Origin of the sequence: Nodosilinea sp. LEGE 07298, assembly GCF_015207265.1 — a bacterium.
Lineage (GTDB): Bacteria > Cyanobacteriota > Cyanobacteriia > Phormidesmidales > Phormidesmidaceae > Nodosilinea.
Genome location: NZ_JADEXE010000189.1, coordinates 1 through 13,413 on the forward strand (window position 1 = coordinate 1; position 13,413 = coordinate 13,413).

The window sequence follows — 13,413 nt, forward strand, 5'->3', positions numbered from 1 at the left end:
CCCCAATGTCCCCCCGCCGCTACCTCACCCCCAACTGGGCGATCGCCGTCCTCCTAACAATTCTCTACGGGCCGCTGCTGGTGCACTGGGTCGATGGCTGGCTGCACAAATCGATTAGCATTCAGCACGAGTACTTTAGCCACGGGCTGCTGGGGCTGCCCTTTGCAGCCTACATCGCCTGGGACAAGCGCAACGCCTGGGCCGAGTTGCCCAATCGCTGCCACCCCCTGGGGCTGGGGCTGGTGGGGCTGGCCAGTTTGATGTATCTCACCCGCCTGCCCGACTGGATGAATCTGTCGCTGCCGGTGATGCTGGTAGGGCTGTGCCTGAGCCTAAAATCTGTCGTAGGGGTGCGACTCCAGGCTATTTCCTTAGTTTTGGTAGCGCTAGCAACGCCAAACCAGCTGCCTTACCTGATTGAGCCCTATATCTTGCCGCTACAGCAATTGATTGCTTCAGTGGCGGGATTTGTGCTAGTGCAGCTCAGCGTGCCGGTCACGGTCGAGGGTATTTACCTGTTTGTCAATGGCCAAACGGTCGAGGTCGCCCCCCACTGCGCCGGGTTGAAAATGCTCTTCACCAGCCTCTACGTCGCCCTCATGCTGCTGTACTGGACAGGGGCCTACAAATCACGGCTCAGAACCAGCTTATTTTTGGGCGGCACGGTAGCGGTTAGCGTAGTCGGTAACATTCTGCGAAATGCTCTGCTCAGCTATTTCCACGGCATGGGCCAAGACGGGGCGTTTGAATGGCTGCACGAAAGCTGGGGCGGCGACCTCTACTCGGCGCTGATGTTGCTGACTATCATTCTGCTGCTGCGACTGATTTTAGACCGGGTGCCAGCCAATCTCAATCTGGTGGTGCAGACGCCCTCATCATCGGTATAAGCCTGTTTTAGTGTTGTTGTTTAGCGCGATCGCACCCTATGACCACCCAGCCCACGTCTTCTCGCCTTCTCCCCAGCCGCTGGGTCAACCTGGCTTTGGTTGTGGTGTTAACTGCCCTGGCTGGGATGGCGATTTTACCCGCCTACATCAGCGGGCAGTGGCCCTGGACAACCACGCCCCAGGTAGCCCAGCTCGACCAGCTGCGATCGCTGCAAACAGACGGCCTGACGCTGCCCGGCTGGCAACTCACCATCGCTGAACCGATCGCCATCAACCGCCAAACCTGGACGCTGGCAGAATACCGCGCCACCTCTTCCACCGCGCAAACCGCCCCAGCGCAGCAGTTTGCGGTGCTGCTGCACCCCCAGCCCTGGCACAGCAATCAGCCCCAGCTGGAGTGGATTGACCTGGCCGGGGCGCAAAACTGGCGGGTTGAGTCGCGCCGGAGGCTACAGGCTGGGCCGGTGAAAACGAGATTTTTTCGGGCCTGGGGCGATCGCCAGAGCTTTGCGGTGGTGCAGTGGTACGCCACGCCCGGCAGCGGTCATCCGTCACCGAGCCACTGGTTTTGGGCTAACCAGTGGTCGCAACTCACCCGCCACACCCTGACGCCTTGGGTAGCGGTGAGCGTGCTGCTGCCGATGGAGCCCTTAGGGGCGATCGCCGACTACCAGCCCTTAGCTACAGCACTCACCGAGCTAATTCAGCAGCAGCTCGAAGCAACCGTATTCAACTGAATGCCAACAACAAGCGATGCAGAAAAATTTGACCTCTTCCCTAAACAGGTGGTCCTAGCCGAGCGTGAGGCTAGGCCGGTTCAATCAGCAGCGTGTTGCCCTGGCGATCGATTGGTCGAATCGCATCGCCCGCTTGAAAGCTGTAGCTAGATAAGGCGGCGCGGGCCGTCCAGTATACACCGTTGACGCGCACAACCCACTCTGAACCGGGCTGCTCCACCGAGTGAATCACGCCTACGCCAGGGTAAAACTTGTATTCAAGTACAGCGCTGATGGGTGTTGTTAAGATGCTCATGACGATTGGGCCTCCTTGTTTTCCCTCACTCATTAGTGGCGGCAGAACCCAACGTGTGACATGTTGTAGTACGTGTCATGCAAAAACTCGCGCCCTCAAGGACGCGAGCTTCACAGAAACTACTACAAATTGGATGCCCCTAGATTGGTCAGGGCAAACGGCCATTTGCCCCTACTCAACGACTAGGCGAGAGAGACTGGTGCCGGGGTAGTAGTTGCCCAAGATTTGGTTGTAGTTGTAGCCCTCAGAGGCTAGCTCCATTGCGCCGGTTTGGCTCATACCGTTGCCGCCGTGGGCGGCCTGCACAATCGCATCGGAAGCGGCGTAGAGCGACTCGACAATACCACCGTTGTAGCTAATAAACTCGCCTGTAGTAGCGGCTACCGCAGCCTGGGTGGTGTTGGTCTCTTTGGCAATGCCCAGATAGGCCTGGTAGCGCTGAGTGTTGTCGAGGTCGTAGTTGCGCTGGGCGTGGCGCACGTGGTGCACCAGGGCGTAGGATCGGGCGGCGACCGCCTGGGCCTTGAGCGCTTCGAGGGGCCAGTTTACATACATTTCGCTGCCGACAACGCTGCTTAGGTAGTCGTGCATGAGCACAAAGTTGACGGCCATAAGGCCCGAGCCATCGGTCAACAGCAAGACTCGACCTTTGTACCAGCTATTACCCACGTACACATAGCCGCCCTCGCCTGGCTCTAGCCACACGGTGTTGGAGAGGGTGCAGCTACCGGCGGCCATACCCGACCCCTGGGGCTGTAGCACCAGGCTGCTTTGGGCGGGCATGTTGCAGTAATTTTGACCACTGAGATCCATCAGGTAGCCGTCAACGGAGGTGGCTACCTCCAGGTTGGAAGCCTTTTTTGCGATCGCAACCCGCATTTCGAGATTGGTGTCAATCGTTTTGTTGGGGTCAAAGCTGCTAGCGGAAGCAGGGGCCGGCGGCGCAGAGGGCTGGGGCACAGACCGCGAACTGGCCTGGGGGGTAGCGCCACTGCTGGCAACAGCGGGCTGAGCAGACGGAGGCGCGGCAGCCGCAGAAGCGGGAGCGTCTGTAGCCGCATTGGTTGCCGTCTCGGGGGGGAGCGCCGCCTGCACCAGCAACCGCCGCGCTCGATAGAGATCAACAATAGACTGGCGCACCATACCTGTGGTTTGCCACAGAGCCGGTCTCAGGGTGCCGGGTTTGCTGTTGTCTCGCTCACCAAAGGGGGATGCCGAAACCTGCACCAGCAAAAGACTGGCAAAGGCCAGGCCGCCAAACACCTTGATACGGGTGGAAGAGCTACTCGCGGCCCAGGGCAAAGCCCCTTGCAGTCTGTTTTTTGGCCAGCGCAATGTCTTGAGATTAAGCGGCTTCAGTTTGGCTGGCTTGAGGCGTACTGGCCTCGGCTTTGGCAACTGAGCCTTCCAGAGATCTCTCATGGTGATTTAACCTAATCTCCACTCTTCATGCTAACGAAACCGTAGCCACAGCATTTCCTATATAAGTTTAATCGTTAACAAATGCGTCGGTCAGGATACATTTGTAACCTACGTCTAAAGGTAGAGATCGCTATCAGCCGAATGGGTGATGCCAACTGCTGATTTTAAATTAGCCGTTGGCATTGGAGCCGATCTACGGTAGTGCTCTCATCAAATTTGAATGCAGCGATGCTCAATGCAAAAGTTTGATGTATTTGATGTGTTTATTGTGATGTACACGTGTAGTGGATGTAGTGATGACTGCCGCTACTGGCCTCGCTCACATGGGTGCAGCCATGGCTGCTCAAGTCTAAGTTGACATGAAGAAACCACAGATCGAAGGGGCGAGGCGGAGTTGAGAGAATATTTGCCAGCGTCTCTTCAGGCGAGACGGTAGGGTTGCTGGGTAAGGCCCAGATGAAAAACTGGGGCGGCACCGACCACTGACTGTCTGGGGCCGCTGGGTTAAAGTGGCGCTGAATTTCCCAGCCAATGCTGAGGAACTCAATGCCAATGACCGTCGGTTTTGTTTCAATAGGGTTGGGAAAGCCGATTACCACCGGGTGGGTTGACTCGGTTTGTAGGGTGCGTACAAATTGAGCGGGCGCGTAGTATTTGGCGAAGGCCAGGTTGCTGACCACGAACAGAGCGCTGGCCAGGCCCGCGATCCAGATTATCTGAACGCTGCGCCGTCCCGAAATGCGCCATAAAGTCAAGGGAATGCGGGCCGATGTCTCCTGCGGCATTGTCTCTGGCCAGTAGACCGCCAGTAGCCCCCCCAGCAGCACCATGACGCCGGGATGAAAGACGAAGTTGTAGCGGTGGCCTCGGGTGATATCCATTGCCAGACCGTAGCTGACCGCAAAAAACAGGGCGATCGCCGCCAGCACAAACCCACCCATCGTAAACAGCCCAAACCGACCAGAGGCCGACTGGTTAACGAGGGGCCTGGCCTTGACCAGTCGCACCACCAGCCACAGCAGCACGGGCAGCAGCAGTAGCACCGACAGCACCACGGCCACAATGCCGATCGCGCCCTGGGCTTGAGTGATGGGGGTAATTACCATAAAGATGAGCCCGGCCAGCATCTGCGCGATCGGGTCCAGCCACCGCATCGGCTGGCTGAGATCGATCGCTAAATTGGAGGACTGGCTGCTGCCGTAGAAGTTGAGCAGCACCGGCAGCCACACCAGGCAGGAGGCCAAGGTGCCCAGTATGACCCAGTACAGCCGCCGCCAGGGTCGTCGCCAGAGGGCTTGAGGTTGCGATCGCCCCTGGTGCCAGGCCAGCGCCAGTAATACCAATGCCTGCGCCAGCAGCGCCAGGGCTGTAAAGTAATGGGTCGCAAAGGCCAGGGCGTTGACCCCCACCCACAGCAGCCCAAAGGCCGGTGAAATTGGCGCAGTCAAGGGCTCTTTGGTGTCGGCACCGTACAGGCTCCAGGCTCCAACGGCAAAGCAGGCCAGCCCCAGAGAAATCATCAGGGTGGCCATGCCGTAGTGCCGAGCCTCCTGAGCCATCGCCACCCCAAACGGAGAGACAGCCATCAGGGCGGCGCTAATTTGACCCGCCAGCACCGAGCGAAACCCTAGCCAGCCAGCCAGATAAACTGCCGGTACGCTCAGGGCTCCGAGCAGGGCGGGCAGGGCTCGCACCGCCCACGGCGAAGCCAAACCCTGCACAGCCGGAAAGATATTCATCCACAAGTGGGCCAGGGCAAAGTAGGCAGGCGGATGGTTGTCTTCCTGCATCAGGTAGTGAATGGTGGAACCCACCGTTGCCTCTGGGCGAGGTTGCAGGGGAGTCAACAGCTGCTTTAGCGACATCACCTGATCGAGCGGAACAGAGCGACTGCTGTTGCCCAGGGAGAAGATTGTCGTAGCCACCTCATCCATCCAGAGGGGCTTGCTGGTGAGAAACGCCAGGCGAATGGCCAGGGCAAGCAAGAACCACACCGCCATCCAAAACGCTGTAGATGGTATTTGCCACGTCTTGAACAATCGCATTAAATCGCTAGAAACTGCCAAGGGCTGATAATACTCCTCAAATAAAAGCTTAACTGCATCTGTGCTTGGGATAGTCCTTGGGGATAGTCTGCTAACGTCTACTCCTTTAAAGAACGAGGGCCTCAACCTAATCAGGTTTGAGGCCCTCGGATGTCGTCAGACAGGCAGCTGTATGCGATCGCGCCCTAAATCATGTCCTGACTAAATCTCCGCTACCGAGTTGAGTCCAACAATGTCTTCATAGGCGGCTGAAATGATGCAGACCGAAAGGGGCACAGTCACAAGCAGGCCAATGCCTAGCACAATGGCCCCAGCCAGGTTGAGCAAGAAAAGCAGCAGCAGCAGGCCAAAAAACGAGAACCACTTTTTGGTAATTAACTTGCGACTGGTTTCCATCGCTTGCCAAAAATCAGCACTCTTGTCGATGACCAGGGGTTGAGCAAATAGATAGGCTACGGCTAGATAAATACCTGGCAGAATCAGCAGCACAAACCCAATGGCGGTCAAAATGCCAGCGACCAGCGCGGTGAGAAAGATCGGCAAAAATTTGTTGAAACCCAGAAAGAAGTCGCCAAAGACGGCATCTCGTCCGCGAGCCAGCTGAAAGGCTACAAAGTAATAGCCTGCCGTTAACGCTGGGGTAATGACATTGAAGGCAAAATTGAGAATGCCTCCAGGAACAGGTTCATCACTGTTTGACCCCAATGGGTAGGGCAAAACGGCTATAACAACCTGGATAATAAACAGCAGCAGAGTAAATAAAATAAAAAGCGAGGCTTTTTGCTTAAAAATTTCCCAGCCACGGCTAAAATAATCACCGATTTTGACATCATAGTCACGATCGGTTAAATCAGAGCTAAAACTACTCATCGCCGTTCTCCAAAATCCCCAAAAGATTTATGCTCAGGATATCGGCTTCGCGTTAGCTGGGGTTAAAGTCGCGGCAAAAATTAACTTGACTTGGCTGTCAGTGAAATAAGTTGAAATCAAATCTCGCAGATCGCCAGAAGCCTTGAGCTGCTGTAGGGCAGGCACTGCCCACCAGCCTTACTTCGGTAGGATTCAACTTGCTTAAGAATGACGCAGATACCTGCAATCTTGGGATGCACCCCATCCTGTTAAAGATAAGGTGCATGTCAACGACGACTACCTACCTAAATGCAGCATCGGTGCTAGAAGCGCCGTGCTCCAGCCGATACCAGGCATCTTGGCTAGCATATCGAGCTTTATCCCAGCCGAGGCGGCGACCCGTACGCTGATCTTGCTCGTAGCGCTGCCGCAGGTGGGGTTCAGCCTCTTGATACGACATTCCCTGTGAAGAGTAGGTTGAGTAACCCTCATAGCCATTGCGATAGGCATGACCATAGTCGTCATAGCTATAGTCAGCATCCACATAGGGACGGGTTTTGTAGTTGCTGCGCCAGTACTCGTCTTCAACCGTAGGATCAAAGGTTTCTGCCACACTTTTGCCGAGCAAACCACCGGCGGCTGAACCAACTACAGCACCAACGGCTCCGCCAATAGGACCACCTACAGCGACCCCAACAGCGGTTCCGATAATGCCTGCGCCAGTTGCCCCAACGCCTGTACCCACCGGATGGGAGCCCGGCTCACCCGTCATTGGATCGGGATTGCGATCGGGGTTCGATTTAGGATTAATCTCGTCGTTGTTGTTAACGCTCATTTCAATTAAATTCCATGCTAAAAAATTTATGTTCAACCGTGGACCAGATAAGTAATGGCCCAGACCGATCGCTCGGTCACTGTTGAATCCCGTATTGCTAGGTTAGTTATTACGGCCCAAAACGAAATCGACTATGGGTCTGAGATTCTCTGCGCCCTAGGGATGAACTTACGAAGCCTCAGATTTGCCGGTTGTATTAACAAAGCCAGCGTCAATCGAGTGGCTGACGCTGGCTTTGTTAATGTGGTGAGCTTAGATTTTCAGGCTATTTTTGCTTGGCCGCTCGATGCGATCGCAAGCCGTTCAGCAATCAGCCCACCCCCGCATCAGGGGTTCAGTGGGCCTCGGCTACTCCAGCATATCCAGGTTGCGTACCGCGCCCTGATCGGCACTGGTAGCTAGCAGCGCGTAGGCCTTAAGGGCCGCTGTCACCCGCCGCTGCCGGGGCTTGGCAGGCTTCCAGGCATCTTTGCCCTTAGCTTCCATTGCCACGCGGCGGTTGGCCAGTTCCTCTGTCGAGAGGTCAACATTGATGGTGCGGTTGGGAATGTCGATCACGATGCGATCGCCCTCTTCCACCAGGGCAATGTTGCCGCCTGCGGCTGCCTCGGGCGAGGCATGGCCAATGGAGAGGCCCGAGGTACCGCCAGAGAAGCGCCCGTCGGTGAGCAGGGCGCAGACTTTGCCCAGCCCCTTCGACTTCAGATAGCTGGTGGGGTAGAGCATTTCCTGCATCCCCGGCCCGCCCTTTGGCCCCTCGTAGCGGATGATCACCACGTCGCCGGGCTGCACTCGGTCATTGAGAATGGCGGTGACGGCGGCATCCTGGCTTTCAAAGATGCGGGCAGGCCCTTCAAACACACGCAGGGTCGAGGTTGGGACACTGGTGGTATAACGCAACTGCTCCGCCGCAAACATACTTTCGTCGATGCCTGCGGTCTTGACGACGCAGCCATTGACGGCCAGGTTGCCGTAGAGCACGGCCAGGCCACCGTCGTGGGAATAGGCATGCTCCACACTGCGAATGCAACCCGACTGCCGGTCCAGATCGAGGGTCGGCCAGCGCGTGTCCTGGCTGAAGGCAACCTGGGTGGGAATGCCCGCCGGGCCAGCTCTAAAGAAGGTGTGAACGGCTTCGTCGGCAGTGCGGGTCACGTCCCAGCGCTCCAGGGCGTCCTTCAGGGTGGGGCTGTGAACCGTGGGTACGTCGCTATGCAACAGCCCGGCCCGGTCGAGCTCGCCCAAAATAGCGTACACCCCCCCGGCCCGGTGCACATCCTCGACGTGGTAGTTGGGGGTGTTGGGGGCTACCTTGCACAGCTGGGGCACCTGCTGCGACAGGCGATCGATGTCGGCCATGGTGAAGTCCACCTCGGCTTCGCGGGCTGCCGCCAGCAGGTGCAGAATGGTGTTGGTGGATCCGCCCATGGCGATATCCAGCATCATGGCATTCTCAAAGGCTTTGAAGCTGGCGGTGGAGCGGGGCAGCACCGACTCGTCGCCCTGCTCGTAGTAGCGGCGGGTAATGCTGACGATGGTGCGGGCGGCGGTGAGGAACAGATCTTTGCGATCGAAATGGGTGGCCAGGGTGGTGCCGTTGCCCGGCAGCGACAGGCCGATCGCCTCGGTCAGGCAGTTCATTGAGTTGGCGGTAAACATGCCCGAGCACGAGCCGCAGGTGGGGCAGGCCGATCGCTCGTACTCGTCGGCTACCTCATCGCTGATGTTTGGGTCGGCGGCCACCACCATGGCATCAACCAGATCGAGTTTGTGTTCCGCAAGCTTGGTTTTACCCGCTTCCATCGGGCCGCCCGAGACAAACACAGCGGGAATATTTAGCCGCAATGCCGCCATCAGCATGCCGGGAGTAATCTTGTCGCAGTTTGAAATGCAGACCAGGGCATCGGCACAGTGGGCGTTGGCCATGTACTCCACTGAGTCGGCAATAATCTCCCGTGAGGGCAGGCTATAGAGCATGCCGTCGTGACCCATGGCAATGCCGTCGTCAACGGCGATGGTGTTGAACTCTTTGGCGACCCCGCCAGCGGCCTCAATCTCGCGGCACACCAGCTGACCCAGATCCTTGAGGTGAACGTGGCCAGGCACAAACTGGGTAAAGGAGTTGGCAACCGCAATGATGGGCTTTTCAAAGTCCTCGGTTTGCATGCCGGTGGCCCGCCAGAGGGCACGGGCACCGGCCATGTTGCGGCCATAGGTAGAGGTTTTGGAACGATAGGTCGGCATGGCTCATCCTAGCTGTCTAAGGGGTTGGTTATAGTCTGGCGCTCAAACTTAGCGGTGCCAACAAGACCATAAACCGCAGTAACTACAATAGCTGACTCTGTAGTTCGATTTGCGGCTGAGAAAACTAACGTTAGAGTGTTCTGGCTCAATGCTTATCTAAACGTTTCACTGCGACCAACCCGCCGAGCTGAGTTCACATCCTGATCAGGACGTTTTTTAGATGTTTAAGATGGAATAGCTTAGACTGCGCTTCACGAAGCGTTCGGGAACCGACTCGAAACGAGTATCCGTTCCGGAATCGCTCGGCGGCTAATTTTTAACATCTGGTTTCCGCCCTTTTGAAACTCATAGTCCACCGCTTCAATTTGAATGCTAAACCGTTCATCGGGCAATGAATTTATTACTGGCTCAACATAGGGTGAGGGCTGACCATTGAGTTTAATCAAGGGGAAAATTCTCACCTCTGCGGCAACCCGCAGCAGTTCGTGGATTGAGGCAACGTGAAACTCAAGCGATCGCTGCTCTGAATAGAGAAAGAGCAAATGGGAACAAAGGCACAGCTCAAACTGGCGATCGGCAAAGGCGAGACTGGGCAAAGACTGATTCAAATATCGCCCGGTAGCCTTGCCAGAGTTATAATCTAGCAGAAACGTTTCCATCGCTTGGAGACGAGCCTGCCCCAGCTGATCGGCATCTTTGAAGCTCTGCCAAACATAGTGATTAGAATTCTGCTTGACCTGCGAAATAATGGGTTCGTAGGTTGCTCGAACGCGCTGCTCAATTTGCTCGGCAGAAAATTGATAAATTGGATCAATCGAAACAACAGAATATCCTAACCGAGTCATTTCGGCATTGAAGCTAGCTGGGCCATCGCCACAGCCCAGCATCTTTGTGTTTAAGTCTGCCTCTGACAGGTGAAACATGGCCCGGTATTCCTTCAGGGTTCGGCCCCAGGGAACAACGTCATCTAGCTTCATAGTTCACCCAGCTTTAGAGTGGATGGAGATTCTTTGGATCTTGGTGTCGGCATGTCATCTATGATAGTGATTTGATACCGCAGTAACATTGCCATAAAAAATGCTTGCCCTGCGTTGATACATCCTGAAGATCTGAAGCTTATGTTGACACTGCGGTCTAGCACAATTTGAAGCTGCTTAGCTCAAAACTCGATAATGTTGGTTTTTTCGCTCTAAATCTGATCTTATAACAGCTTAGTATGGCCTGTTTGAAATCCTGCTCAAAGATGGTTTGGGTGCGCTAATGAGTAGTTTTTTGCAGGCCGTCAATCAAGTTCTAAACACGCCATTTCTCAATTTTGGCAGTGCGTCTTTGACGCTAAGCGCGATCGCGCAGTTTTTTTTGGTGCTGCTCATAGCGCTGCTATTTTCCCTCGGCTTTAAGCGCATCTTTGCCAATCAGATTTTGAGCCGTTTGGGGCTCAAACAGGGTACCCGCGAATCGATCGCCACGATTACCAGCTACAGTCTGGCTACAATCCTGGTTCTGATTCTACTGCAGGCCTTAGGAGTCAACCTTGCATCTGTAGCCGTTTTGGCGGGCAGTCTGGGCATTGGCATTGGCTTTGGCCTACAGGATATTACCCGCAACTTTATCAGCGGCATTGCCATGCTGGTCGAGCGTAAGCTCAAGGTGGGCGACTTTATTGAGTGGGAGGGACTGTCGGGCTACATCACTGAAATTTCGCTGCGATCGACGGTAATTCGCACCATTACCAAGCGACACATCGTGATTCCTAACAGCAATCTGGTCGGCAGCCAAGTGATTAATTGGACCTACAACGACTTTAAAGGCTGGGTTCCGGTTAATGTCAGCGTTGTCCATGAAAGTGACCCCATTTTGGTGATTGAGGCGCTGCTGGATTCGGCTTATTTAGAAGAATCGGTTTCCTACGAATATCCGCCAGAGGTATTCTTTACGGGCTTTGGTCAAAATTCGCTAGATTTTGTGCTGTGGATTTGGGTCGACCGGGTTGATCTGAAGCACAAAACCGAAAGTTCGCTGCGCTTCATCATTGACCAAAACCTACGGCAGCACCATATTCGCCTGGCCTCCCCTCGCTACGACCTCTGGCATCGCAACCCCAACGTAGTAGTGCAGTCAACTGTTGAAGAATATGAAGATCACGCCCATGTGCAGCGGGCAGTAGCCACCTTTAGCGACGCCTACCCAAAGCCAGTCGCGGTGAGAGACCTGCTACAACAGCTGCCCTATTTTGGTGATTGCAATACCCTCGAACTGCGGAAACTGGTGGAAATTGGCCACCGCCGGCGGCTAGAGGCGGGCGAAGTGCTCTATAAGGCAGGGGAGCCAGGCGATAAGTTTTACGTCATTCTTCTGGGGGCGGTGAAGTACAGCATTAACGGCGAAGATCAGCCGACGATTATGCGGGCGGGGCAGTTTATTGGTGAATTTTCGCTGATGCTGGGCATTCCTCGCACAGTGACGGTCACGGCGATCGAAGACACGACGGTGTTTGCCATTAGCCCGGATGGGTTCAAAAAGATTTTGCACAGTCAGCCTCGCCTCTACGACATGATTGTGCAAGAGATGGGTCGCCATGAGGCTGAACTCACGCAGCAAAATCGCCGCCTGCGCGAGCTGGGGCTGATTAGCCAGGACTATGACAAAAATCCTGTGGCCTGGGTGCAAAAACAGCTGGAAAAATTGTTTGGTCCGCAGCCGCACTAATCAGAATCTAACATTCAATCACGTTCACGGCCAGACCGCCGCGAGAGGTTTCTTTATACTTTTCGTGCATATCGCGGCCGGTGTCGCGCATAGTTTTGATCACCTTATCGAGGTGAACACAGTGCTGACCGTCGCCCTTGAGGGCCATACGCGCCGCATTAATTGCTTTGATGGAGCCCATGGCGTTGCGCTCGATGCAGGGCACCTGCACCAGGCCACCCACCGGGTCGCAGGTGAGGCCGAGGTTGTGCTCCATCCCGATTTCGGCGGCGTTTTCGACCTGCTCGGGGGTGCCGCCTAGTACTTCGGTCAAAGCGGCGGCGGCCATAGAACAGGCCACGCCGACTTCGCCCTGACAGCCTACGTCGGCCCCGGAGATGGAGGCATTTTCTTGGTAGAGCATGGCGATCGCCCCCGCTACCAGCAAAAACCGCACGATGCCGTCGTCGCTAGCGCCGTGGCAAAAGCGACTGTAGTAGTGCAGCACCGCTGGAATAATGCCCGCCGCGCCGTTGGTTGGGGCCGTAACCACCCGCCCACCCGCCGCATTTTCTTCGTTGACGGCCATGGCGTACAGGTTTACCCAGTCCATAATGCTGAGCGGGTCGGCCAGGGCGTATTCTGAGCGCTGCTTGAGGTTGCGGTAGAGTTCGGCGGCGCGCCGCTTGACCTTGAGTCCACCGGGCAAAATACCGTCGGTGCGGCAGCCCCGCTCCACGCAGTCTTGCATCACCTGCCACAGCCTCAGCAGTCCGGCCCTAATCTCGGCTTCGGTACGCCACACTTTCTCGTTTTCGAGCGTGAGCTGGCTGATGGAGAGGCGATCGCGCTGGCACAGCTCTAGCAGGTCGCGGGCGCTGTGGATGGCGTAGGGCAGGGGCGAATGATGCAGCTGCAGGCGATCGAGGCAGGCGGCGTGCTCATCGACTACAAACCCGCCGCCAGTGGAGTAGTAGGTGCGCTGCCGCAGCGTACGTGCGGCTTTGTCAAAGGCGGTAAACACCATGCCGTTAGGGTGGTAGGGCAGGGGTTGCCAGTGCAGCTTGAGATCAGTTTTTTCGTGAAAGGCGATCGCGTGCTGCCGCAGTACCCAGAGTGCTCCCGTATGGCCGATGCGCTGTAGGTGAGCGTCCATCAGATCGATGTTGATCATGTCGGGGGCCTCGCCCTCTAGGCCCAGCAGTACGGCGCGATCGCTGCCATGCCCTCGTCCAGTGGCTCCTAGCGAACCATGCAGATCGATCTGAAGCCGCTCGACCTGGGGCAGTAGGCCATCTGCGGCTAGTCCCTGGGCAAAGCGCCGGGCGGCTTTCATGGGGCCAACGGTGTGGGAACTGGAGGGGCCAACGCCGATTTTGAAGATGTCGAAAACGCTGGTAGACATTGTGGG

11 protein-coding genes are annotated in these 13,413 nt (G+C 56.2%); 3 read left to right on the forward strand and 8 right to left on the reverse strand.

Going from position 1 to position 13,413, the window contains the following annotated elements:
• Positions 1-887: cyanoexosortase B (gene crtB, locus IQ273_RS21900; protein WP_313898194.1), on the forward strand; the 887-nt coding region annotated here is incomplete at its 5' end.
• Between the two features lie 38 nt (positions 888-925).
• Positions 926-1,624: a cyanoexosortase B system-associated protein gene (locus IQ273_RS21905; protein ID WP_194025288.1), complete on the forward strand. Its 699-nt coding sequence runs from the start codon at positions 926-928 to the stop codon at positions 1,622-1,624.
• Between the two features lie 70 nt (positions 1,625-1,694).
• Here the strand turns inward: IQ273_RS21905 and IQ273_RS21910 are convergent, their stop codons facing one another.
• The 7 genes from IQ273_RS21910 to IQ273_RS21940 form a co-directional block, all read right to left on the reverse strand.
• Positions 1,695-1,919 carry an NfeD family protein gene (locus IQ273_RS21910; RefSeq protein WP_194025289.1) on the reverse strand — a complete coding sequence of 75 codons (225 nt, stop codon included), beginning with the start codon at positions 1,917-1,919 and terminating at the stop codon, positions 1,695-1,697.
• A 171-nt stretch (positions 1,920-2,090) separates the two neighbouring features.
• Complete coding sequence (locus tag IQ273_RS21915) at positions 2,091-3,341, reverse strand: SpoIID/LytB domain-containing protein (RefSeq protein ID WP_228053561.1); 1,251 nt, start codon at positions 3,339-3,341, stop codon at positions 2,091-2,093.
• A 263-nt stretch (positions 3,342-3,604) separates the two neighbouring features.
• The gene (locus tag IQ273_RS21920) at positions 3,605-5,407 is read right to left on the reverse strand and encodes a glycosyltransferase (RefSeq protein ID WP_194025290.1); all 1,803 of its coding nucleotides are present in this window, start codon (positions 5,405-5,407) and stop codon (positions 3,605-3,607) included.
• A 180-nt stretch (positions 5,408-5,587) separates the two neighbouring features.
• Positions 5,588-6,256, reverse strand: coding sequence for a hypothetical protein (locus tag IQ273_RS21925; protein WP_194025291.1), 669 nt, complete (start codon positions 6,254-6,256; stop codon positions 5,588-5,590).
• 280 nt (positions 6,257-6,536) lie between these two features.
• Entirely contained in the window at positions 6,537-7,070 is a 534-nt protein-coding gene (locus IQ273_RS21930; protein ID WP_194025292.1) for a glycine zipper family protein, read from the reverse strand.
• Between the two features lie 348 nt (positions 7,071-7,418).
• Complete coding sequence (gene ilvD, locus IQ273_RS21935) at positions 7,419-9,314, reverse strand: dihydroxy-acid dehydratase (protein WP_194025293.1); 1,896 nt, start codon at positions 9,312-9,314, stop codon at positions 7,419-7,421.
• 251 nt (positions 9,315-9,565) lie between these two features.
• Positions 9,566-10,291 (reverse strand): SAM-dependent methyltransferase, encoded by a 726-nt coding sequence (locus IQ273_RS21940; RefSeq protein ID WP_194025294.1) that lies wholly within the window; start codon positions 10,289-10,291, stop codon positions 9,566-9,568.
• Positions 10,292-10,574: 283 nt separating this feature from the next.
• Between IQ273_RS21940 and IQ273_RS21945 the strand changes: the two genes are divergently transcribed.
• Positions 10,575-12,023 carry a mechanosensitive ion channel domain-containing protein gene (locus IQ273_RS21945; RefSeq protein ID WP_194025295.1) on the forward strand — a complete coding sequence of 483 codons (1,449 nt, stop codon included), beginning with the start codon at positions 10,575-10,577 and terminating at the stop codon, positions 12,021-12,023.
• A 7-nt stretch (positions 12,024-12,030) separates the two neighbouring features.
• Here the strand turns inward: IQ273_RS21945 and IQ273_RS21950 are convergent, their stop codons facing one another.
• Positions 12,031-13,407 (reverse strand): L-serine ammonia-lyase, encoded by a 1,377-nt coding sequence (locus IQ273_RS21950; protein ID WP_194025298.1) that lies wholly within the window; start codon positions 13,405-13,407, stop codon positions 12,031-12,033.
• Between the last annotated feature and the right edge of the window lie 6 nt (positions 13,408-13,413).

What these genes read in the sequence shown, in the direction of transcription:
- IQ273_RS21905 (WP_194025288.1), top strand. Translation starts at nt 926, where the DNA reads ATGACCACCCAGCCCACGTCTTCTCGCCTTCTCCCCAGCCGCTGGGTC.
- IQ273_RS21910 (WP_194025289.1), bottom strand. Translation starts at nt 1,919, where the DNA reads ATGAGCATCTTAACAACACCCATCAGCGCTGTACTTGAATACAAGTTT.
- IQ273_RS21915 (WP_228053561.1), bottom strand. Translation starts at nt 3,341, where the DNA reads ATGAGAGATCTCTGGAAGGCTCAGTTGCCAAAGCCGAGGCCAGTACGC.
- IQ273_RS21925 (WP_194025291.1), bottom strand. Translation starts at nt 6,256, where the DNA reads ATGAGTAGTTTTAGCTCTGATTTAACCGATCGTGACTATGATGTCAAA.
- IQ273_RS21930 (WP_194025292.1), bottom strand. Translation starts at nt 7,070, where the DNA reads ATGAGCGTTAACAACAACGACGAGATTAATCCTAAATCGAACCCCGAT.
- ilvD (WP_194025293.1), bottom strand. Translation starts at nt 9,314, where the DNA reads ATGCCGACCTATCGTTCCAAAACCTCTACCTATGGCCGCAACATGGCC.
- IQ273_RS21940 (WP_194025294.1), bottom strand. Translation starts at nt 10,291, where the DNA reads ATGAAGCTAGATGACGTTGTTCCCTGGGGCCGAACCCTGAAGGAATAC.
- IQ273_RS21945 (WP_194025295.1), top strand. Translation starts at nt 10,575, where the DNA reads ATGAGTAGTTTTTTGCAGGCCGTCAATCAAGTTCTAAACACGCCATTT.
- IQ273_RS21950 (WP_194025298.1), bottom strand. Translation starts at nt 13,407, where the DNA reads ATGTCTACCAGCGTTTTCGACATCTTCAAAATCGGCGTTGGCCCCTCC.